General features: G+C 60.5%; 16 protein-coding genes and 1 pseudogene. 14 read left to right on the plus strand and 3 right to left on the minus strand.

All coding sequences use genetic code 11. The features are described from left to right. Window positions 1-35 precede the first annotated feature (35 nt). From ACTJKY_RS07985 to ACTJKY_RS08020, 8 genes and pseudogenes are all read left to right on the plus strand, one after another. Window positions 36-800 (plus strand): MotA/TolQ/ExbB proton channel family protein, encoded by a 765-nt coding sequence (locus ACTJKY_RS07985; RefSeq protein ID WP_440845291.1) that lies wholly within the window; start codon window positions 36-38, stop codon window positions 798-800. 2 nt (window positions 801-802) lie between these two features. Further along, window positions 803-1219 carry an ExbD/TolR family protein gene (locus ACTJKY_RS07990; protein WP_440845293.1) on the plus strand — a complete coding sequence of 139 codons (417 nt, stop codon included), beginning with the start codon at window positions 803-805 and terminating at the stop codon, window positions 1217-1219. Beyond that, on the plus strand, window positions 1219-1941 hold the full coding sequence (locus tag ACTJKY_RS07995) for an energy transducer TonB (RefSeq protein WP_440845295.1): 723 nt from the start codon (window positions 1219-1221) through the stop codon (window positions 1939-1941). Before ACTJKY_RS07990 ends, ACTJKY_RS07995 begins: the two co-directional genes overlap by 1 nt. A gap of 164 nt (window positions 1942-2105) precedes the next feature. Continuing rightward, entirely contained in the window at window positions 2106-2678 is a 573-nt protein-coding gene (locus ACTJKY_RS08000; RefSeq protein WP_440845297.1) for a sigma-70 family RNA polymerase sigma factor, read from the plus strand. Then, entirely contained in the window at window positions 2668-3636 is a 969-nt protein-coding gene (locus tag ACTJKY_RS08005; protein WP_440845298.1) for a DUF4880 domain-containing protein, read from the plus strand. Before ACTJKY_RS08000 ends, ACTJKY_RS08005 begins: the two co-directional genes overlap by 11 nt. A 435-nt stretch (window positions 3637-4071) precedes the next feature. Next, window positions 4072-5859: a sensor domain-containing phosphodiesterase gene (locus ACTJKY_RS08010; protein WP_440845299.1), complete on the plus strand. Its 1788-nt coding sequence runs from the start codon at window positions 4072-4074 to the stop codon at window positions 5857-5859. A gap of 197 nt (window positions 5860-6056) precedes the next feature. After that, window positions 6057-6266, plus strand: a complete 210-nt coding sequence (locus tag ACTJKY_RS08015) for a hypothetical protein (protein ID WP_440845301.1) — start codon at window positions 6057-6059, stop codon at window positions 6264-6266. Between the two features lie 116 nt (window positions 6267-6382). After that, window positions 6383-6829: pseudogene (locus ACTJKY_RS08020) on the plus strand (IS110 family transposase); the annotation flags it as partial. 321 nt (window positions 6830-7150) lie between these two features. Here the strand turns inward: ACTJKY_RS08020 and ACTJKY_RS08025 are convergent. After that, complete coding sequence (locus ACTJKY_RS08025) at window positions 7151-8188, minus strand: substrate-binding domain-containing protein (RefSeq protein WP_440845303.1); 1038 nt, start codon at window positions 8186-8188, stop codon at window positions 7151-7153. 153 nt (window positions 8189-8341) lie between these two features. Between ACTJKY_RS08025 and ACTJKY_RS08030 the strand changes: the two genes are divergently transcribed. The 6 genes from ACTJKY_RS08030 to ACTJKY_RS08055 all read left to right on the plus strand — a co-directional run bounded on the left by ACTJKY_RS08030 (window position 8342) and on the right by ACTJKY_RS08055 (window position 20592). Continuing rightward, on the plus strand, window positions 8342-10363 hold the full coding sequence (locus ACTJKY_RS08030) for a glycoside hydrolase family 31 protein (protein ID WP_440846297.1): 2022 nt from the start codon (window positions 8342-8344) through the stop codon (window positions 10361-10363). A 65-nt stretch (window positions 10364-10428) separates the two neighbouring features. Continuing rightward, entirely contained in the window at window positions 10429-11850 is a 1422-nt protein-coding gene (locus ACTJKY_RS08035; RefSeq protein WP_440845305.1) for an MFS transporter, read from the plus strand. Then, window positions 11847-14483, plus strand: coding sequence for a cellulosome protein (locus ACTJKY_RS08040; protein ID WP_440845307.1), 2637 nt, complete (start codon window positions 11847-11849; stop codon window positions 14481-14483). The genes ACTJKY_RS08035 and ACTJKY_RS08040 overlap by 4 nt, the downstream gene beginning before the upstream one ends. Before the next feature lie 79 nt (window positions 14484-14562). Then, entirely contained in the window at window positions 14563-17310 is a 2748-nt protein-coding gene (locus ACTJKY_RS08045; RefSeq protein ID WP_440845309.1) for a TonB-dependent receptor, read from the plus strand. Between the two features lie 333 nt (window positions 17311-17643). Beyond that, window positions 17644-17898 (plus strand): hypothetical protein, encoded by a 255-nt coding sequence (locus ACTJKY_RS08050; protein ID WP_440845311.1) that lies wholly within the window; start codon window positions 17644-17646, stop codon window positions 17896-17898. 822 nt (window positions 17899-18720) lie between these two features. Continuing rightward, a complete protein-coding gene (locus tag ACTJKY_RS08055) occupies window positions 18721-20592 on the plus strand; it encodes a methyl-accepting chemotaxis protein (RefSeq protein ID WP_440846299.1) in 1872 nt (623 codons plus the stop codon). 889 nt (window positions 20593-21481) lie between these two features. On the opposite strand, the gene ACTJKY_RS08060 is transcribed toward ACTJKY_RS08055, so the two are convergent. Beyond that, entirely contained in the window at window positions 21482-21937 is a 456-nt protein-coding gene (locus tag ACTJKY_RS08060; RefSeq protein ID WP_440846301.1) for a peptidylprolyl isomerase, read from the minus strand. Then, entirely contained in the window at window positions 21938-22219 is a 282-nt protein-coding gene (locus ACTJKY_RS08065) for a hypothetical protein (RefSeq protein ID WP_440845312.1), read from the minus strand. Window positions 22220-22316: the final 97 nt, after the last annotated feature.

Raw genomic sequence — 22316 nt, forward strand, 5'->3', positions numbered from 1 at the left:
CGAGACGCCAAAAGATCCTTTTCGTCCCCGCAGCGATGGCGCTGTGCCTGCTGCCGATGACGGCGTGGTGCCGTCCGCTTGCCGCCAAGGTGAATTTCGATGCCTTTGCGATGTTTCTCAACGCCGAGCCGGTCGTGAAGCTAGTGATGATTGTTCTGGTGGGCACCTCCTTCGTGAGTTGGGCGCTGTGCGTGGTGAAGGCACGGGAGATCTCCGCCGGCGTTCGGGCGGTACGCGAGTCGACCGCACGTCTGAAGGCCGCCCGGCGCCTGGGCGAACTCGACGCGCTCGATGCGGCCACCACCGCGATGCTGGACGCTGCACGCGGCGAGATCGCGCAATCGGGCGACCTCATCCGGCAGAACCGTGTCGATGGCGCGTCACAGCGCGTCGAGGATAAGGTCGCCCGGATCGAGGCACATTCGGTGTTGGCCATGCGGCGTGGGCTGCCAGTCTTCGCGTCGATCAGCTCGGTTGGTCCCTTCGTGGGACTGTTCGGCACGGTCTGGGGGATCATGCACAGCTTCATCGGCATCTCCGCGGCGAAATCTACCAGCTTAGCGGTAGTGGCGCCGGGTATCTCCGAGGCGCTGCTCGCTACCGCGCTGGGCCTGGTCGCGGCGATCCCAGCTACGATCATGTACAATTACCTGCTGCAACGGCTCGCCGCCTATCGCGAAACTCTTGAGATGAGCGCGACAATGATCGCCGGATTGGCGAGCCGCGAGATGGAGTTCATTGCGATGACGGGGGAGGCAGCTGTCGCCGCTTCTGCGCGCGCCTCGGCAAGGAGTGTTTGATCGTGGCCATATCGCCCAAGCTAAACGACGAGCTGACCGAATGCAGCGAGATCAATCTGACGCCCTTCATCGACGTCATCCTTGTTCTGCTAATCATCTTCATGATCGCCGCGCAGGCATCCAGCGTCTCGCAATCGGTGGACCTGCCGAGTTCCGCGGCGAAACCGCTTGAGCCGCAGGACAAGCCCATCGTTGTGACGCTTCGGCCCGATCGGTCGCTCCAGGTCGACGACCGGCCGGTGTCGCGGGACAGGCTCCACGACGCACTTTTGAGAGCCGGCGCGAAACCAGACGACCGGGTGCTACTGTTGGCGGATCGGACCATGACCTACGAAGGCGTTATGGACACTCTGGACGACTTGCGTGACGCAGGGTTCACCCATGTCGCTCTGGTCGGCCGGGACCGGCAGTCGCGGTGATGGTCGGACGGGAAGCCGCGGCGACGTGGCAACGGTGGCGCCTGGGGCTGGGCGTCGCCGCGCTCCTGCACGGCGCCATCTTTCTGATGCTCATCATCCGGGTTCGCGAACCGATCCCTTCCGAGCCGCCGAGCCTTTCCGTTGAGGTCGTGCCTGCGCCCCCGGCCGCAATGCCCCAAGCACAGCCGCCGACACCCGAACCGCAACGCTCCACGCAGCCGCCGATCTCGTTGAAGGATATCAAAGTGTCGAAGACGCGCGCGCACAACGATTTCGTTCTGCCGCCGCCAGTGACTCAGGCGTCCAAGCCGATACCCCCATCGCGCCCGTCTGCAGCTCCGCAACAGATACAACAGATGCAACAGGCTGCGGCCGCGGTGAAGGCCGTTGAGGACCGGATAGCGACGGCTTCTCACGCCGATCCTAACTTACAAATGACATGGGAGTCATTTGTCGTCGCAAGGCTCGAAGGCAGCAAACGCTATCCCGCGTCTGCGCGTTTCGCGCATGAGGAAGCGACGATTCTCGTGCGCTTCACCGTTGATCGTACAGGGCGGGTAACCCGGTCCGCATTGGTCAAGCGCAGCGGCATGGATGATCTGGACGACGAGGTGTTGTCGCTCCTGCGACGAGTTCATCTGCCGCCACCGCCCAAAGATCTCTCGGACAGTGATCTGACGCTCACGGTTCCGATCGAATTCTCGCTTCAGACAAGATTTTAGTAGTTGTTTTGTCGTAAACCTGTCGGACCCCGCATGGTCCTCTGCTCGCCAGACTTGGCTGCATGTCGCTGAAGGTGCGTACAGGAGAGGGCGGCTGAAAAATTAGACTTCGGAGCGTTCGACATGTCTGTTGATCAATCGTCTGCATCGCCACGGCGAGATAGATGTCGGCGGGGAACTGCGCCCGCAGCGCCGGCAGTCGTGTTGCGGGTAATCAGCCAGTGATGACAACGGCGTCTACCTCGAACTCGGCGCTAGATGCGATTTTTCGTTCCGACTACGCTTGGCTGCAAAGCTGGGTGAAAAGACGAACGGCCGCCAATCACTTAGCGGAAGACGTTGCCGCGGAGACCATGCTTCGCCTGACGAGTATCGCGGCCAATCAGCAAATCCGCGAACCTCGCGCGATCATGACGATCATCGCGCGGCGGATCCTATACGACTTACGCGTGAGGAATGATCTACATTGCGCTTACGAGGAGGCCATGGCGTTGCTCCCGGCGGCATTGGAACCTTCGCCGGAGGAGCAGTTGATCGTCAGGGAGGCGCTTCGCCAGATTGATCGAGTCCTTCAACGATTGTCCATGAAAGCGCGCTCCGCCTTCCTACTGAGCCAGATTGAAGGCATGCGCCAAGCCGAAATCGCGGAGTTGCTCGGCGTGTCGAGCAGCATGGTACGCAAATACATCGCTCAGGCTTTACGCGCGTGTTATCTGGACGCCTCCGATGACCGTTGAAAACGAAGCGATCCCCAACCAGGTGATCGACGAGGCCATCGCCTGGATGATAGCAGTCCGCGAAGATGCGCTGAGCGCCGAGGACCGTGTAGCGCTTGATGATTGGTTGAATGAGGACGAAGTGCATCTTCAGGCGTGGACCCGTCTTAAAGGATCGCTCCACCCCTTCCGCGTCGTCCAGGACCGTCTGTCGGCAACGGGGCTAATTGCTTCATTCGAACGCGATCACATTTCGCGCAGGGCAGCGGTGAGTAAGATCTTTGGAGTAACGGCGGTTGGGATGGTTACCTTACCCGTCCTCAATCGCTTCTTTCCGCTTGCGACTATGACCTCCGATTATGGCACACGGACTGCTGAACGGCGGCGTTTCATGCTGCCGGACGGGACTGCGCTCGCACTCGACGCGCGCAGCGGTGCGGATCTTATCTCCCCGTCTCATCCGCGGGGCCTGGCGCTCAGTGAGGGCAAAGCGTGGATTTCGGTATCACCCGCTGCGCTGCCGTTCCGGGTCATGGTAGCACAGCTACGCATTACCATGATGTCGGGTGACCTGCTCGTCTCCAATCGCAAGGGGCGGCTTCAGGCAATCGCCTTGAACAAGCCCGTAGTGATGGCACTAGGTGGCGGTCCTGATGTTCGCGTCGCGGGCGGTGCTGGCCTGTCTCTAGCCGGTAGCACGCTCCGCCCCCTTCCGCCAAACGAGACACTCGACGCGGTAAGTTGGCTGGATGGTCGTCTGATCCTTCACGACCGGACCCTCGGCGACCTCATAGATGCATACCGTCCGTACCAAGCTGGTATTCTCTCCATAGCTTCACGGGCAGCCGCGCTGCGGGTCAGTGGAGTGTTCGATCTCGGGAACCTGGAAGATGCGCTTGCGATGATTCAGACCACCTTTCCCGTCCGTATAACGCAGGTTGGGCAACTCTTGACGCGCATGGACTTGGTGCGTCTATAGCTCTGTCAGGCAAGCGGCTTCGTCGCGGTCCATAAAGGCTGCGTTTACAAGAACCTGTAAATGCGCGCGGTATGTAGCGGCGTTTTGACTGTTGTATCTCCCAGTTGATCGATCTGACGACGCATCCGTGGTCGATCGTAGCGCGTCCGACGTGGCGGGCCCAAACCTGTTAATGACCTTTAGTTCCTTTCCTGTCCTGGAAACGTCTCCAGTGAGATTGACGTATATCCAACAGAATTGAAGCTCAGGCAAAACCAAAATCGTTATACCTGACCATCTCGATGCCGCCAGATCTCTGACGGTTTACGGCGGCCTCAGCGGCGACCATCTACGGTTACTAGTAGAATCACATATGCTGTTGGATAAAAGTGGCTGACAGGCTCTGCGGATGTCGACCTCTATCGAGTAAAATTCAATTCAATGAAAGGGTGACGTGTGTCCGATGCTGCCGAAATTGCTAGATTAAACGTTCTTCATCAATTGAACATTATTGACACGCCAGTAAGCACGCACTTTGATCGGATCACGCGAACGGCGGCTCAAATTTTTCAACTTCCATTTGCAGCAATCTCGCTCACGGATAAAGATAAGCAGATATTCAAATCGCGATACGGGTTCGATGTTCATAGCGCGCCACGGAAAGGTGCTCCATGCGCCGAAGTTACTGTTTATAGAAAGCCGGTGGTAATCGAAGATATTTTGAGCGACCCCCTTTACCGAGATACTTCGCTTGCAAGGAATGGTAAACGATTTTACGCCGGCGTGCCTCTTGTAACGGCTGACGGTTATGGCCTTGGTTCGCTCTGTGTTCTCGGCGACCGACCGCGTGTCGCTACTCGCGGTGAGTTAGAAGCCCTAACCGACTTGGCTGCAATGGTTATGGCGCAGATAGAATTGCGGTATGCCTATGGTCACATCGACCCAGTAAGCGGCATGCCCAGTCGAGCACGTTTTCGCGAGGACATGGCGTATCTTGAGCATGTCAATGCGCGTACTAAGTACGTGCTCGTATTCTTAGATCTGGCAAGAGGAGAACAAATATCAAAGATTGCCAGCGCCATGGGGGTGCGCCGGGTGGACGAGTTGATCCGCGAAATTGCTGTCGGGTTTGATCGGGTGCTAGGGAGCGGGCGGACAGCATATCACGTCGGGGCGACGCAATTTGCCTTTATTTCACCTCCTGATGTTGAAGTCTCGTCGTACATGGATTTGGTTGAACGAACATTCAAGGAGCTTTGTGCTGGCAGTCCGCTACCTTTCGTAACGACAGTTGCGTTTGGTGCTCGTGAGTTCCAAGTTGGGATGGTAGGATCGGAGGACTTGCTGCGTGGTGCGGCCTTGGCTGCGCACGAAGCTCGCCGCACAAAAAAGCTGACCGCTATTTATTGCAGTGAGCTAGATGCAGCGGTGCAGCGTCAGTACCGACTGCTCCGCGATTTTGGCGCCGCACTGCGAGGCGGCGATCAGTTTTACCTTGTGTACCAGCCGCGGGTTGAACTGAGTAGCGGGGCATGCCTTGGGGCGGAGGCCCTTCTTCGTTGGCGCCATCCGGAACTCGGGGAGATATCCCCATCTGAGTTCATCCCCATGATCGAGCAGACGTCGCTCGCGCGTCCGCTGACCCAGTGGGTGCTCGATACAGCGTTGGACGAAGCTGTTCGTTTACGCGCAGCAGGAATCCATCTTAAGTTATCGGTTAACATATCTGCGGCAAACTTAATGGAGTCGGATTTTGCAGAACGAGTTTATGGTGGGTTGCTCGTCCGAGACTTGCCGGCCCAATGTTTAGAGATTGAGCTGACTGAGAGCGCGGTGATGGAGCATCCTGCCTCAGCCCTCAACATACTCAGAGAGCTCGCGACGGCCGGTATTGCATTGGCTATCGATGACTTTGGAGTAGGGCATAGTAGCTTTGCGTATCTACAAAACATTCCGGCAAGTGTAGTTAAAGTGGACCGGTCGTTCATAAAAGATTTGGAGGCAGGAGACAGCAAGCGAATATTATTGCTCGAGACGATAGTGCGTCTTGTAAAAAAACTCGGCTATCGTGCCGTTGTGGAAGGCGTAGAGAGTAAAAGCTGCTTCGAGATACTTAAGAAATTAGGCTGTGACGAGATTCAGGGTTATTATTATTCGAAACCAATGGCGCAAGATATTTTCAACTGTTGGTGCAACGAGGTATGTCTAAACGTGGATTTTGATACTATTGAAAATCGTCAATAAAGGTAAGCATAAGCTATTTGGCCAAATATGAAGGTTGGACGGCGTAATGTATAAAAATTTGTGACCGATCATTCATACTGTTGTTCTCGCAATGATCGGGTGTGATCTTGACGGTTGGCAAATAAACTACGCCCCGCCAAGCCGAATATGTCGGTAAAACCGCGTTCCTGGTTTTCCGTTTCATCTCAGGAGGTATTATGGTTTTCGAAGAACGAGCTAAGAGATTCATTTTGGCATTTGAACTATGTCAGCTATATGGCTCCCGGGTGGGGAAAATTGTCGATGGGAAGATTACCGAAGCTCACGAGCAAGGTGACAAAGACCTCGTTGAAGCATGGTTATCAATACGTCAAGTAGCCCTGATTGCAGTGGCGCTCTCAGATGTTGAACTCTATCAAGTGCATTAGAGAATCTCATTGAGTTCGGCTGAGGCTAAGGTGATGAGTGCACGGCCCCTGCACCAGCGTAGCTGCGCAATGATGTGGTCGTTGAGCCACGTCTAGGTGATGATCCGTGCAGCAGGATTTGTGATCGTGGTGCCGAACTGGCGAAGAACGTTGTTCAAGTTCATGCAATCGGGGCCGATGGCAAGGTGTTGGTGCGCCGGCAGCTCCGGCGGGGCATGGGGGTGAATTTCTTCTCATCGTTGCCACCGTGCATGGTTGGGGTGGGCGTGTGCATCGGTGCACCACTGGAGTCGAGGGCTTCTGGCGCTGAGCCATGGTGTCCGGGTGATGCCGGCTGCCTATGTGTCCCATACCTGAAGCGCGGGAAGACCTATGCCGCAGATTCCGAAGCTATTTGCGAGGCATTGACCCGGCCAACGATACGGTTCGTGCCGGTCAAGGGTGTCGATCAGCAGGCGGTGCTGATGCTCCATAAGAGCCGTGATCTGCTCGTGGGACAGCGAACCCCATTGATCAACGCGTTGCGGGCGCACTTGGCGGAGTACGGCATCGTCAGTAGCCGATCAGCATCCACAGCATCAGTTCGGGATCGATCGAGGGGGGCCCCGTCTGGCTCTAGAAGGGACGCAGCTGATCGCGCAGGTTCGACAGGTCGACCGAGCGGTCGATCAAGTGGAGCAGGTGGTCCGCCACACGTGCCCTTCCAGCTTGAAGCTGTAGAACAGCGCTCCTGCGACACGGTTCAGTCGGCCATCATCCGCATGTATCCCGCCGACCGCTGGGAGTGAATCAGACGGTCACCGCGCCTTCAAAGGCTGTTTTCAACACAGTGCGCCCACTTTCAAGGCGCCGAGGTTTCGCGTCTCCCGTATCCGCGACGATCGTCAGGCGCTCGCGTGGACCGGCAGCTGATGGCTTTCCCGCACTCGAAGGACCATGGGCCAACGACGCTGCACCAGATCAAGCGGCTTTCCGTCCTTGCTTTCGAGAATAGCGATCAATCCCTGTGCGAGCGCCAGCCCTAGGGCATTGAGGTCGAGCGTGAAGCAAGTGAGATCCGGCGAAAGCGCCTGGCAGGTGGGATTGTCGCGCAAACCGATCACCGCGATGTCCCGCCCCGGCTCGCGGCCCAACCCGCGCAAGGCGCGATAGGCCCCCACCGGCGAGGTTTCACCCATGAGCAACAAGGCCGTCGGCGGCTGGTCCAGCGCCATCAGCTCGCGCGTCGCGGCTTCCCCGTCGTGCTCATCGGAATCGCCGCGATGGACCAGCGCTTCATCTATGGGGATGCCGGCATTGGCCAGCGCGGCGCGATACTCGGCAACAACGATATGGCTGTTGTTGATCGTCGCTGGCGGCGCGACGAGCCCGATGCGCCGGTGGCCGTCGGTCAGCAGCAGTGCCATGGCCTGCGCCACCAGACCTTCGAAATCAAGATCGATCCAGGCATAATCGCGATCGAGCGCGGTGCGGCCGAGCGCGACGAACGGGATCTTGTGGTCGAGCAGGAAAGTAATGCGCGGATCGTTTTGCTGGGTGCCGGACAGCACCCAGCCATCTACCGTGCTGCGCGAAACGTGGCGCCGCAAAAAGGTCAGCCCGTCCTCCCCCTTGCGGGCCAGCAGCACGGCAAGGTCCAGATCCTGCTCGCTCAGCCCGTTCTGCAACCCTTCGAGCAGCGCCATGAAGAACGGATCGCCATGGATGGCGCTGTCATGCTCCAGCGTGAGCATGAAGCCCACCGTGCCCGTGCGGCCGCGGCGCAGCGTGCGCCCGGACTGGTTGGGCGCATAGCCGAAGGCCTGCGCCGCCTCGATCACCCGCTGGCGAGTGGCCGGGCTGACATCTTTCCGGTCGTTCAGCGCACGCGACACCGTGCCGATCGACAAGCCCAGGTGACTGGCGAGTTCGCGTATGTCCATTCGCATGTGATCGCGGCCCGGCGCGTTTAGCACAAGACCCGTTGACAGCGACCGGCATTCCAGCAACAAAACCGTAAACGTTTACGGCCGTCCTAGAATGGCGATGAGAGGATCGAAGGATTGGACACGCTCGTCCTGGAAAACCACGCGATAATGTGGGCTTATAACGGGGATTGGCTTCGGATCGAAGCGCATGGGCCGGACGGATTGCGTCTGCGCGCCTCTCCCTTCTCGGATCGCGGCCCACGTGCCGGCGCTCTGCTTGACGATCGAGGCGGTTCCACTGCCCGGCCGGTGGTGACGCGCGAAGGCGCGACTGCCCGCATCACCCATGGCCGCATCACCGCCGAAGTCGACCTGCAAGGGCGCGTCCGCTTTCGGGACGCGCGCGGCACCCTGTTGCTTGCCGAGAAATGGCGGCAGCGCGATACGATCAGCAAGTTCTGGACGGTGGGCACCGACGAGGTGCGGACGATCAGCGCGCTCGGATTGGCGGGACGCGAGTTCAAGCCGCTGACCGGCGAGACCGCCCGTATCACCGCGCGGTTCGAACCGAAATCGGGCGAGCGTCTGTATGGCATGGGCCAGTATCAGCAGCCGCATCTCGATCTGGCCGGCTGCACGCTCGAACTCGCCCAGCGCAACTCGCAGGCGAGCGTGCCCTTCGTCGTATCGAGCCACGGCTATGGGCTGTTGTGGAACATCCCCGCCATCGGCGAGGCGCATTTCGCGACGAACGGCGCGACTTGGACGGCTGAGGCGACACGCGAAATCGATTATTGGATCACCGCGGCAGACACTCCTGCCGAGATCGTGCGCAACTATGCCAGCGTTACCGGCACCGCGCCGATGATGCCTGACTATGCGCTGGGCCTGTGGCAGAGCAAATTGCGTTACCGCACGCAGGATGAGCTGCTGTCGGTCGCGCGCGACTATCAGCGCCGGGGCATTCCGCTGGCGGTGATCGTTGCCGATTTCTTCCACTGGCCGGTGCAGGGCGACTGGCGGTTCGACGAGCGCGAATGGCCCGATCCCGCCGCCATGACCGCCGAACTCAAGGCAATGGGCACCGAATTGCTGGTATCGGTATGGCCGACGGTCGATCCGCGATCGGAAAATTATCCGGCGCTGGCAGAAAAGGGCTATCTCGTCCGCGCCCGCCGGGGGCTGGACGTGCAGCAGGAATTTCTGGGCAATACCCGTTTCATCGACGTGACCCACCCTGGCGCCCGCAGCTTCCTGTGGGACACGCTCAAGCACAACTATCGCGATAAGGGCGTCCGCCTGTTCTGGCTCGACGAGGCCGAGCCCGAGTTCAGCGTCTATGATTTTGACAATTATCGCTATCATGGCGGCAGCACGCTCGAAATCGGCAACGCTTATCCGCTCCATTATGCGCAGGCGCTGCACGATGGGCTACGCGCCGAGGGCGAAAGCGAGATCGTCAGCTTAATCCGCTGCGCCTGGGCAGGCAGCCAGCGCTACGGCGCGCTGGTTTGGTCCGGCGACATCCACAGCTCGTTCGAGGCGATGCGCAACCAGCTGAGCGCCGGGCTGAACATGGGGATGGCGGGCATCCCGTGGTGGACCACCGATGTCGGCGGATTCCATGGCGGCCATGTCGATGATCCGGCCTTTCACGAGCTGATGGTACGCTGGTTTCAATGGGCGGTGTTCACACCGATCCTGCGGATGCACGGCCATCGCGATCCGATCACTCCGCCGACCGAGCCATTCCGCGACGGTGTTGCACAATGCGATACCGGCGCGGGCAACGAGCTATGGAGCTTCGGCGAGCCCGTGTTCGAGGTTCTGCGCCGATATGCCGCGCTGCGCGAGCGCCTGCGGCCCTATGTCGCAGACCTGATGCGCACCGCACACACAGATGGCGATCCGCTGATGCGACCGATGTTCTACGACCACCCCGACGATCCGGAATGCTGGGCGGTGGACGATCAATATATGTTCGGCCCCCACCTTCTGATCGCGCCGGTGACGGCGGCCGGGGTCATCGAACGGCCGGTGTATTTGCCCGCCGGCCAATGGCGCGATGCCTGGACCGGCACGACAGTCACTGGCGGACAGACCATCGTCTGCGCCGCGCCGCTCGAGCAATTGCCGGTGTTCGTGCGCGACGAGGCCGCGGTTGGCGCAGTCTTCAACGAACAGGACTAACCCGACGAGATAGAAAATTGGGAAATCGTCGAGACAGGCGGCCCAAGGTAGAAGGAGAGAACGGGATGGTGTCGTCGATCACGAGAGATCTCCCACGATTCAGGCGAGAGGCCGGCACGGCCGCACCCGCCGCTCCCATCCCGTTTTTCGAGAAGGTCTGCTATGGCCTTGGCGACGCTGGCGGGACGATCGTCACCGGGCTGATCGCCAACTTCCTGACCTTCTACTACACCGACGTGTTCGGGCTCGCGCCCGGGATTGTCGGCATCCTGTTTCTGTCGCTGCGCATCTTCGACGCGGTGTCCGATCCGCTCATCGGCATCATGGCCGATCGCACCTCCACCCGCTGGGGTCGCTTCCGTCCCTATCTGCTCTGGACGGCGATTCCCGTGGGGCTCAGCTGTTTTCTCACCTTCCAAGCGCCCGATTTCAGCTATGACGGCAAAGTCTTCTATGCGGCGATCACCTATTTCCTGCTCGCCCTCTTCTATTCGCTCAACAACGTCCCCTATTGCGCGCTGATCACCCGGATGACCGACAGCGAACGCGAAGGCGTATCCTGCCAGTCGGTGCGCTTCGCCTTGGTGGCGGTCGCGTCGTTCTGCGTGTCAGTGGGGCTGCCGATCCTGGTGCGCCATCTGGGCGGTGGAGACGTTGCGCGTGGCTATCGCGACGGCGCGGCGATTCTGAGCGCCGCGGCCGTCGTCATGTTCATGATCTGCTTCCTGTTCGTGCGCGAACGGGTGGCGGCCGCTGATGCCGCCGATGTGCCGATGAAGGTCGCCGTCGCCAACACGCTGAAGAACGATCAGCTTCGCCTCACCTTCTTCATGACCCTGTTGCTGATCGCGATCTTCAATACCAAGGGCGGCGCCGCCCTCTATTTCATCACCTATGTGCTGAAGGGTGACGCGACTTATCAAGCGCTGTTCTTCGGCACCGCCACCGCCGGCGGCTTTCTGGGGTCGATCGTGGTGCAGGCCTTCACCCGGCGGTTCGACGTGCGCACGGTCTATATCTGGGTGAACCTGATCCTAGTCGCGGGGCATTTCGCCGCCTTCTTCGTGCCGGGCGACTATCCCACGCTGTGGCTGGTGCTGGTGGGGCTTTGCTGCATCGTGCTCGGCTGCACGCTGCCATTGCACTTCACCCTGATCCAGCTCGCCGACCAATATGGCGAGTGGAAGCTGGGCATGCGCTCGTCGGGCATGAGCTTCGCCTTCAACCAGTTCTTCGTGAAACTGGCCTGGGCAGTCGCCGGTGCCCTGATCAGCGGCGTGCTCGTCCTCGTCTCCTACAAGGCCGGCGCGAGCAACCAGACTCCGCTGTCGCTGACCGGCATCCGCCTGCTGTCCACGATCATCCCCGGCCTGATGCACCTGGTGCTGGCGATCACGATCTCCCGCCTGATCCTCAACCGCGCGACGATCGCGCGCATGACCGCCCATCGTGCGGCATCCCCCGCTACCCGGAGCCCTGCCCTATGACGCTTTCCCTCCGCCGCTCGACGCCGCTGGCGGTCAGCGCACTTCTCGGTTCGGTATCGCTGCCCGCCTTGGCGCAGGAGCGGATCACCGTCGATCTCGCCAGCGATACCGGCGCCTTTCATGGTGGCGCGGCAGGCACGCTCTACGGCCTGTACGATGCGCGGCTGCCGCACCCCAATCTGGTCGAGGGCATGGGGCTGCGCACCGTATCGACCAAGGCACAGGACGGCCCGCAGCATCCTGGCGCCGACGCTTTGGAGGTCTCGAAGCTGCTAACCGACGCCTCGGGCGGCGACACCTATATCTACATGACCGACATCAACCGCGAATTTCCATATGACTGGAAGACCGGGGACTGCGCGCAATCGATAACTAATTATATCGAGAAGCTGCGCGCACAGGTCCGCCAAGCCTGGGCCATGGCGCCGCGCTATCGCAACCGGATCGTGTTCATCCCCTATAACGAGCCCGACGGCAACATGTTCGCCGAAGGCCCGAAAAGCTGCAACGGCGTCTCGTGGCGCAAGGACCCGACCGCCTTCAACGACGCTTGGGACCGCGCGGTACGCATGATCCGCCAGGAAGCGCCAGGCGCCCGAATCGCGGGTCCCAACACCAGCGTTCTGTTTCCGGAAGTCGAGGGCTTTCTGCGGCACACCATCGCCGCCGATACCGTGCCCGACGTGATCACCTGGCACGAACTCAGCAACCCGGCTACGGTCAGCACCAGCGTGCGTACCTTTCGGGCATGGGAGGATCGGCTGTTCGCCGGAACGAAATGGGAGAGCCGCCACCTGCCGATCAACATCAACGAATATGCCCACAACTACCACACTTCGGTTCCCGGCCAGATGGTGCAGTGGGTCGCCGCGATCGAACAGTCCAAGATCGATGCCGACATCGCCTATTGGAACATCGACGGCAATTTGAGCGACTCCGCCGTCCAGGCCAATCGCGGCAACGGGCAATGGTGGATGTTCAACGCCTATGCGACGATGGGTGGCCACACGCTGGCGGTCACGCCGCCGCATCCCGACGAGAGCTATACGCTGCAGGGCGTAGCGACGCTGGATCCGGCGCGTGCGCAGATGCGGATGCTTTTTGGCGGAACATCGGGCGCGGCGACGGTCGCGCTGACGCATGTTTCCGACCGGTTCGGTGACACGGTGCGCGTACGCGTGCGCGAGATCGGCTGGACCGGACAGCTCGGCGATTCCGCGCCGCCAGTGGTGGTCGGCGACCGGGTCGTGCCGGTGCGGGAAGGACAGGTCGCCGTGGCGTTCGGGCAGGACGGATGGCCGAACCTGCGGGAGGAAGCCGCCTATGAGCTGCTGCTGACGCCCGGAAAGGGTGTGCATTCCGCGGCCGCCGCGTCCCGCTGGCGGCAGGACTATGAGGCCGAACTGGCGGCCCGGCGCGGAACCGGCCTCAGGGTGCGCGGCCCTGAAGGCTCACCCGAGCATGTCGATCGCTTTCACGTCTCGGGCGGCTATGCGGTTGAGGGATTCAAGACGGACGCGGATGCCGCGCTCGACTTCACCGTCGATGTGCCGCACGACGGGCGCTACGATCTGTCCGTCCTAGCGAGCACCTTCAACAAGGACCCGCTGGCCGCCACGCAAGGGCCGACCAACGTCTTCCTCCAGATCGACGGCAGGGAAACGATCGAACTGTTCCTGCCGCTCGGCTACAAGCCTGCGGTGCTCGACCATAGCGACACGGTTGTCTCCCTAACGCGCGGCCGCCACACGCTTACCTTGTCGACGCGCAGCCTGGATGGCGCGGGGCGGACGCAAGGCAATGCACTGATAGACCGCATCACCCTCGCCGCCATCGATCCCGCAGGCGACTGCACCACGTACGACGTGCAGGATGCGGTGCTGAAAGGCACGTCCACGCCCGCAGGTAGCGCGGTAGTGCTCGCCCAGGGCAGCAGCGCCACCTTCTGGGTCTATGCAGCCCAGGACGGGCTAGCGCAACTGGCGCCGGAGGTGCGCAGCGGATCGGTGCGCATCGCTGCGAACGGCCGCGATACGATGGGCACCGCCTTCCTGCTCGGCGGCATCAACAAGGTGGTGTTGACCGCAACCACCGGTGCATCGCAACTACGCGGGCTCTCGGTCGTGCCCGAGGCGGGGCACGCCGGAACTGTCTATGAGGCGGAGGATGCGCAGCTCGCCGGCACCGCCCGGATCGGTGCGGCGTCGCTCGCGAGCAAGGGCGCCGCCGTGTTCGACATCGGCGGTGCGCCCGGCAACGGCAACACCCTGACCTTTCCCGAGGTAACGGTCGCGCGCGCCGGCACCTATGCGTTGACGATCCGCTACTCGAACGAGGAACAGGCCAAGGCGACCCACTATAATCCCGATCCACTCGCCCGGATCGCGTGGATCTCGATCAACGACGGCAAGCCAGTGCTCGCCAGCTTCCCGCACAGCTTCAATGCCAACAACTGGTGGGAAATGACGGTGCCGGTGACACTGAAGGCAGGTGGCAACAGCATTCGCTTCTCGGGCGAGGCACAGCCCGATTGGGATGGCCGTACCTTTGCGTCGCAGCGCTGGCCCGGGATCCAGCTGCGTTCCCGCTTCGCCCCCAACATCGACCGTATCACCGTCACTGCGATGCCGTGACCATACCCCCTTGGAAGGGGTCCGCAGGCCTTCCACGCACGATCAACCGTAAACGTTTACGAAAAATAGGGAGGGGATTATGAAACCGAATACCATCTGCATGCTTCTGGGATCGGTGTCCGCGATGATGGGGGTGGCGCTCGCCGCCCCCGCTAACGCGCAGCAACAGCCGTCGCCGCAGCAGGATCCGACGACCACGCCGAGCACGGCCGCCGCTCAGACTCCGGATAGCGCCGATGAGATCGTGGTCACCGGTCTGCGCCAGAGCCTAAGCAGCGCGCAGAACATCAAGCGCAGTTCGGATGCGATCGTCGACGCGCTAGTCGCCGAGGACATCGGCAAATTCCCGGACAACAACGCCTCTGAGGCAATTGCCCGCATCACCGGCGTCCAGGTCACCCGCTATGCCGACGAGGCCAACGGCGTGCTGATCCGCGGCCTCCCCAATGTGCAGACGACGGTGCAGGGGCGCGAGATCTTCACCGCGGACGGCAGATCGGTGGCGATCCAGGACTTCCCGGCCCAGGCACTGTCGCGCGTGGAGGTCTACAAGGCGACCACCGCCGATAATCTGGAAGGCGGCATTGCCGGGCTGATCGACGTAGGTCTGCGCCGCCCCTTCGACTTCAAGGGCTTTCAGCTCGCCGGCGCAGCGCGCGGTGTCTACAATACCGAATCGCGGAAGCTCGATCCGATCGGCAGCCTGCTGATCAGCGATCGCTGGCAGACTGGCATCGGTGAGATCGGCGCGCTGGTCAACGCGTCCTTCACCCAGACACGCTTTCTCAACTCGATCCGCTATCAGGGCTTCCAGGATAATGTGCCCGCCAACCAGCAGATCCTGCCCGCATCGGTCAGCCGCAACATCACCTTCCCGCAGGACATTGGCCTGTTCTACGGCCGCGGCACCCGCCAGCGCCCTTCGGTAAACGCCTCGCTGCAGTGGCAGCCCGCACCCAACCTGATGATCTACGCCGACGGCATGTATCAGGGCTATCGCAACAAAATCGCCAACGACTTTTTCGGCATTTCCATCCAGTCGAGCCCCAACGGCGCCCCGCCGACGATCCGCAACGCCGTGCTGACCAAGGACGGCACGACGCTGGACTCCTTCGACGTCGATCTGGGCATCGTCAACGGCCCGACCAAGCAGGCGGGACGGCAGAAGACCGACACCTATCAGGGCGCGCTGGGCGCGAAATGGGAGGTGGGCAACGCCGTCTTCACCACCGACCTCGCCTATACCAAGTCGATTGTCGACAACACCTATTACGAATTCCAGACCACGCTGGCCAGTCCGCTGTCGCTGGCAGTGAAGCTGAACGATCAGCGCGGTGTCAATTTCGCGCCGAGCGGCGTCGATTTCAACAATCCTGCCAGCTATTATGTACGCGGTCTCTATGAGAACAGGAACCGGGCAGAGGGTGGCCAGTGGCAATGGCAGGGCAACCTGGCGCTGGACACCGGATCGCGGCTTTTCCCCAAGTTCCTGTTCGGCCTGCGCTACGGGGATCGCAGCGCAAGTTCGGTATATGGCGATCGCTATGCGTCGCTGAACAGCCTGCGTGATCCGATCAGCGTCGTGCCCGGCGTATCGGACGGGCGCCTCATCGAAGCGGGTTTCCACGGCGACGCCGTCCAGCAGTTCCGCTCCTGGTTCGCCCCGGATCCCGACATCCTGAACGATCGGATCAACGACGTGCGTGGCTACGTCCGCCAAGCGCTGGTTCGCAGCGGCGCGGACGCAGGCACCGAGCAGGCCTGGTCGCCGGAACGCCCCGCGCTCAACCCGCTCAACGCTTTCACCGCGCGCGAGCAGGTGTTCACCAGCTATGCTCAGGTGAACTACGCGTTCGACATCGGCATCCCCGTCGATGGCTCGATCGGCAGCCGCGTCATCGTCACGCGCAACAAGTTGAACGGCACCAATCAGCTGCCGACCGCCACCGGCACGGTGCTGGTACCGATCGACTCGTCCAGCCAATATGTCGACATCCTGCCCAACATCAGCGCCCAGCTGCACTTTACTGACAAGCTGAAGCTACGCCTGTCGCGGACTCAAGCGCTGTCGCGTCCCGGCTTCAACCAGATCAATCCCACGCTCACCGTCCAGCAGGGAACGATCGGCGGCAACATCTCCTACACCGGCAATGGCGGCAATCCGAACCTCCAGCCGATCCGCTCAGATAATTACGACGCCTCGCTTGAATATTATTTCTCGCGCACCGGATCGGTCTCGCTCGCCGGCTTCTATCGCAAGATCGACGGCTTCATCAATTCGCTGCCCCAGGTTGTGAACGTGCAGCCGTTCGGCGACATTCTGGTCTATCGTCCTTCCAATGCGGGCTCTGGGACGATCAAAGGCATCGAAGTGGCCGGCACCACCTTCTTCGACTTTTTGTCGGGCACGTTGCGCGGGCTCGGCGCACAAGCCAACTTCACCTATATCGACGGCAAGCAGGTGGTTCCCTCGGCCGCTAATTTCGTCGGCGGCCAACAGACTCTGCCGGGCGTGTCCAAATACAGCTTCAACGTCATCGGCCTATACGAACTGGGGCCGACCAGCGTGCGGCTGGCCTATAATTATCGCAGCGCCAATGTGGACAGCTTCGGTGCGCCTGGCGTGTTCACCACGGTCTATTCGGACGCGGTGGGCCGTCTCGACCTCTCGGCCAGCTACAACCTGAACGACAGGCTGACGCTGACGGTGGATGCCACCAATCTGCTGCGGACGCCCTACCACAGCTATGTGAAGGACCCCCGCTATCCACGCGACGTGCGGTGGGAAGCCAGCCTGCTGTCGGCCGGCGTCCGTTTCCGCTTCTGACGACAAAGGCACGCCGCCGCTCGGCACCGCTCGCCGGCGGCGGCAACAGGCGCATTCTTCGGGCGCGCGTCGAGCCTCGCTGGCTTGGCGTGCGGCTATGGAGAGCAGGATATCGAACAGGGTTTCCGGCCGAGAATGCGGTTCCTCTTCGAACACCTCGCCCATGCCGCTCCGTTGCGGGCGCTTCATCCGTACGCCCGAGCAGCTCGATTGTCTGCAGGAGCGCGATATCTTTCACGACGTGTTCGACCAAGAGCCACTGCTCGATTACCCGCCTTGGCCAACGATATGAGAGCCTATGGCTAAGGCGGCCTGCGCGCCGCCAAACTCGGCATGATGCAGGAGCTGTGGCGCCTCTATTGGTACAGCGTCAAATACGGTCTGATCTGCGGCACTGCCGAGCCAGTACTACTTTGGCAGAAGGTCAGGGTGATCAATCTCGACAGCGGCAGTCTCGACGCAGCGCTCGGTCCATTGTTCCGCTCATTCACGGTCGACATCAGCGTTCATGATGCCGGCATTCTGAAAGAGCGGGGGTCCGGGCGTGCCGTCGTCCACGAGCCGCTGGAGCTCGATGCCGTAAGCTGAGGGAGCGAAAGGCGCCGCAGGGTACCGGATGCTGACGTGGTGATTTACTGCGACACCGCATATTGAAGCAGTATATCGCCGAACGTCTCAACATTAGAGCCGACACCGCCTGGCGTAGTTGCCCATGCTCGCGCTCCAACTCCTTCATGCGCCGGGCCTGATCCATCTTCAGGCCGTAGCACTCCGTAACTCTACTCGGTCACACCAATCCAAGAACAGGCGTCGACGACCGCCGCGCCTTGCGCGGGAACGATCTCCGCCTCACGCATTGGGGTGGAGTGGTATCAATCGCAAGCATCCTCGTCAAAGTTACGAGCGGCTGTAGTGATTCTGAGCCAGCAAAGTGTTGAGCTTGAATGAACATTCTTGCTGCTCATCACTGCGATTGAGTTCTATCTGGATGATCTAGATAGAGTTATACTGCTATCCTTTTACTCTGGATAGCCAAAGGGAGAAATAACCAACGGAAAAACTGTAAAAACGTAAAATGTCAAATCGTTATTAGATATTTCGACGCTTTCAGACAAGAGTGCTCGAAAAATGGGCTCAGCCATTGACTTTAAGTTCATGGGTGATGGTGATATATATTGGCAATTTGCTGCCCGTGCCCGGATATGAAGCCTGGGTCGATCGAAATATCACCAGAGTTTCTGTGCGGAAAGCACGTCGATAAATATGCTCACTGGACATGCGCTGTAGGTCTCACGTGAACGTAGGTTGTATAATGATTTGCAAGTGAGATAAGAACCTCTGCATAAATTTAGCTTTAAATCTTTTAGGATCGGTGTGCGCAAGCGCATGATTTTGATAGGGAAACTAACAATGACAGCTTTTTCAAATTTGAAGATTCAGCTCAAAATAATTATGTTGCTTGCTAGTTTTGGCCTCGTTACGCTGGGGATTGCTTGGTATAGTGGCAGCGCTATCAAAACGGCGGACGATAGCTACAGCGACATCATCGCTGTAACAATGCCCGACACGGTGCAGCTCGTGCGCGCCAATCGCGTCGCGAGCGAGATGGTCTATGCCGGCTACAAAGTCATGGCGTCGGACGGCGCATCGTCGACGGCTCGTGATGCCGCAGATGATGAAAAGGCCGCGTTTGCAAAAGCCTTGAAGTATATCGATGAGGTTGTGAAGGCTGAGCCAAGCCAAACCGCCAAGCTTAGCCCCATTCGAGACCTCACTGCGAAGCTGCACGATCAGGTGCAAACCGCCATTGTCTTTGGCCTTCGAAACGACAAACCGGCCGCGCAACAGGCACTCTTTGGCGCGGATGCAACTGCCGCGCAGCTAAACACAGCACTCACTGCGATCAATGATGCTCGTGTGAAGGACGCAAACAAGACCTCCGACGATCTGACGGCCACCTCCGTCACCAATCGCATGACCCTTCTGGTGGTTGCCCTCATAGCGCTTGTTGCGACGATCGGTGCGGCCGCCCTTCTTTCTAAAAGCCAAATCGCGAAGCCGCTTGAGCGATTGCAGGATGCGATGCGCGCTCTTGCTGGCGGCAACAATGCCGCCGAGGTTCCCGGCACCGATCGGCGTGACGAAGTGGGCGCGATGGCGAAGTCCGTGCTCGTCTTCAAGGAGGCCGCCATTCAACAGGCTGCCGCCGCCAAGGCCAAGGCAGTGAGCGACGTCGCGCAGAAGCATGTCGTCAATACGCTGCAAGAGCGCTTGAGCAAGCTCGCCGGCGGCGACCTCACGGCCTCGATCAACGAGCCTTTCGCTGTCGAATATGAAGGCGTGAAGACCAACTTCAACGCCGCCGTCACGGCGCTGCGGGATCTGATCGCCTCGGTAATGCAGAGAGCAGAGACCATCTCGACGGGATCGGCCGAGATCGCGCAGGCCAGCGAGGATCTCGCGCGTCGTACAGAGGCCGCCGCAGCCAGCCTGGAAGAGACTTCGGCGGCGGTCATGGAGATGAATCAGCGCATCCGGAACACCGCGACCGCGGCGACGCAGACGGTGGACCGGGCCACCGGTGCCATCGGGGTCGTGGCCTCGGGCCGCAGCGTGGCAGACGAGGCGATGCAGGCGATGTCGCGCGTTTCCGATAGCGCCAAGGGCATCGATACCGTCATCGAGGGCCTCGACAAGATTGCCTTCCAGACGCGTGTTCTTGCGATGAACGCCGCCGTCGAAGCTGGCCGCGCAGGCGAGGCGGGACGTGGCTTTGCCGTCGTTGCCGATCTGGTCTCTGCGCTCGCGATGCGCGCCGAAGAGGAAGCGGGGCGCGCGCGCGACCAGCTGACGACAACGCAGGCCGACGTCACGGCTGCGGCCGAAATGGTCAAGCGTGTCGACGCGGCGCTCGGCGCGATCGTCGGGGATGTGAACGAGGTGCACGGCCTCCTCGAAACCATGGCCACCGACAACCAGGCACAGGCAACCACGGTCACCCAGGTCTCAACTGCAGTGAACAGCATCGACCAAGTGACGCAGCAAAACGCAGCGATGGTCGAACAGACCTCGGCGGCAGTTCGCAATCTGAACACGGAAGTAGCGGAGCTCAAGGCGCAAGCATTGCGATTCAATGTAGGTGGAACTCGCTCGCATCTTGCACCGAAGTTGGAGCGCACAGATCGAGCATCCACCTCATCTCAGCCGACGATGGGGGCCGTCGCGAAAGTTCGTGCTTTGGCTCTTGAAAGCCCAGACAAAACTAGCGCTGTGATTCATTAACAGGATTGAACTAAGCTGCTATCGCGGCAATTGGAGAAAACTTTGATCGGATCCTCCTGGCTGATGGGATGGTGGTGTTGCAACTCGCCCTTCAGACAGGAGGTCCAGATGTATCCTATATCAACGCCGTCCAGAAGTTCAGCCGTTATTCCCGTGGATCGCCGGAGTGGCTTGAGCTTGAAGCTGGTCACGCCTTTCAGGTTTATCTGGTCTCGACAGAGGTCTCCTGAGTATTGCTGAACCAGATCGTCTGAGCTCTGGGTGTCTTTATGGCGTCACGTTGTGCTAAAATGATGTGCCCGAGCGGATCCCGTGTGCGCGCAAGCCGTGCACATTCTCAGTTATTCTGTCGGCTGACGAAGGCGTTCAATTCCTTGAAGCCATTTCGACTGCGGCGCATCTGCGCCGCTGACGGAGGTAGCCTCACGGCACGGCAACACTACGAAGAACTGCGCCGTGTGCGGTACCCAGCGCGCTCAAGCTTGCACTGCCATCCAGGTCCACGTCGGCCGGCGTTGCATGCTCGCGCAGGCGCCCAGGTCGCCCAGCGCGTGGATGAGCGGTGAAGCGGCTATCGCGGCACCCATCGCGAGCGGAGGAAGGCCACATGAATCCGTCAGGAAAAAGGCGAACAGCAGGCCGCTCGCATGCCACAGCCGGCTGTCGCACAAATGGGATATCGCATCGGCTTGCCAATCCCGCGAGGGGACTGCCACCATCTCTCACACTCCAGATCCTTATCTCGCCCCTTAAGCTCGAGTGATGAAGAGGAGGTGACGTCCTGATATTGTGCATGCTTTTGCGAAGGATCGGCGGATATCCAGCCCGACGGCGCAGGATGACCGGCCCCGCCGACAATGGGCTTTGCGCAAGCGATGGGCCCGGATCATTACTCATTGACATAGGCTGGCAGCGCGGCAACGGCTTTTCGGATCTCCTCTGGCAATCTCCCGTTGATGACGTCCTGCTCGACCCAGTAGCGAGAGGCCGCGACGGTCGCCGGTATACGCTGGTCCAGCCGGATGAGATGATGCCCTCGGGGCCCTCGCACAGGCTCTGTCACGGCAAGGTCCGCCAGGCGGCGAGCGTACGGAAAGAATGCGTCGTTCATCGATACTCCCACCGTTGCCGGCAGATGACCTCCGTTCGACGAGGTGCTACGATCTTCGGAGGCCGCTGCGGCCAGATCTTCGAACGATTCACCGCGAGCCAGGCGAAGACGCAAGCCTTGGGCAAGCTTGAGTGCATCGGCGTCGCTCCGCGTCTTTCCGTTCGGCGTGGTGCCGACGGCGACGAAGATATGGATCAGCCGGTATTCGTCATATCGACCCGGATTGGCGGCTATCTACGCCGACACTACGGCATCTGACATGGGGATTGCATCGGTCAGGCTGCGGCTGGCCGCCTCCGCCAGTACGATCGTATCGACAGCGCGCAGGGCGGACCGAACATCCGAACGCTGATCGAGCCCTTGCGTCCGCGCCACGTCCGCCAAGTTTCCCACCGTCTTCGCCCTCGACAGCTGATCTTCTTGCGGAATGAAATGTTCGGCCACAATCGGTTCAAATAGCCACGACACGTCCAGGCCGGCCTTGAGCATCTGCGCAATCGACATCGTCGCGTTCAAGCCATCGGCATCCGCTTGCCGGTTAACAGTACCGTCTTTCCTGCGCTTCCGTTAAAGAATTGGGCGCCGCGCACCGCTGGCAAGACAAGCGTAACCA

This window comes from Sphingomonas sp. 22176, from assembly GCF_052045505.1.
Taxonomy (GTDB): Bacteria; Pseudomonadota; Alphaproteobacteria; order Sphingomonadales; family Sphingomonadaceae; genus Sphingomonas.

What these genes read in the sequence shown, in the direction of transcription:
- ACTJKY_RS08035 (WP_440845305.1), top strand. Translation starts at nt 10,429, where the DNA reads ATGGTGTCGTCGATCACGAGAGATCTCCCACGATTCAGGCGAGAGGCC.
- ACTJKY_RS08040 (WP_440845307.1), top strand. Translation starts at nt 11,847, where the DNA reads ATGACGCTTTCCCTCCGCCGCTCGACGCCGCTGGCGGTCAGCGCACTT.
- ACTJKY_RS08025 (WP_440845303.1), bottom strand. Translation starts at nt 8,188, where the DNA reads ATGGACATACGCGAACTCGCCAGTCACCTGGGCTTGTCGATCGGCACG.
- ACTJKY_RS08055 (WP_440846299.1), top strand. Translation starts at nt 18,721, where the DNA reads ATGACAGCTTTTTCAAATTTGAAGATTCAGCTCAAAATAATTATGTTG.
- ACTJKY_RS08030 (WP_440846297.1), top strand. Translation starts at nt 8,342, where the DNA reads ATGTGGGCTTATAACGGGGATTGGCTTCGGATCGAAGCGCATGGGCCG.
- ACTJKY_RS08000 (WP_440845297.1), top strand. Translation starts at nt 2,106, where the DNA reads ATGTCGGCGGGGAACTGCGCCCGCAGCGCCGGCAGTCGTGTTGCGGGT.
- ACTJKY_RS07985 (WP_440845291.1), top strand. Translation starts at nt 36, where the DNA reads ATGGCGCTGTGCCTGCTGCCGATGACGGCGTGGTGCCGTCCGCTTGCC.
- ACTJKY_RS08005 (WP_440845298.1), top strand. Translation starts at nt 2,668, where the DNA reads ATGACCGTTGAAAACGAAGCGATCCCCAACCAGGTGATCGACGAGGCC.
- ACTJKY_RS07995 (WP_440845295.1), top strand. Translation starts at nt 1,219, where the DNA reads ATGGTCGGACGGGAAGCCGCGGCGACGTGGCAACGGTGGCGCCTGGGG.
- ACTJKY_RS08015 (WP_440845301.1), top strand. Translation starts at nt 6,057, where the DNA reads ATGGTTTTCGAAGAACGAGCTAAGAGATTCATTTTGGCATTTGAACTA.
- ACTJKY_RS08045 (WP_440845309.1), top strand. Translation starts at nt 14,563, where the DNA reads ATGAAACCGAATACCATCTGCATGCTTCTGGGATCGGTGTCCGCGATG.
- ACTJKY_RS08050 (WP_440845311.1), top strand. Translation starts at nt 17,644, where the DNA reads ATGATGCAGGAGCTGTGGCGCCTCTATTGGTACAGCGTCAAATACGGT.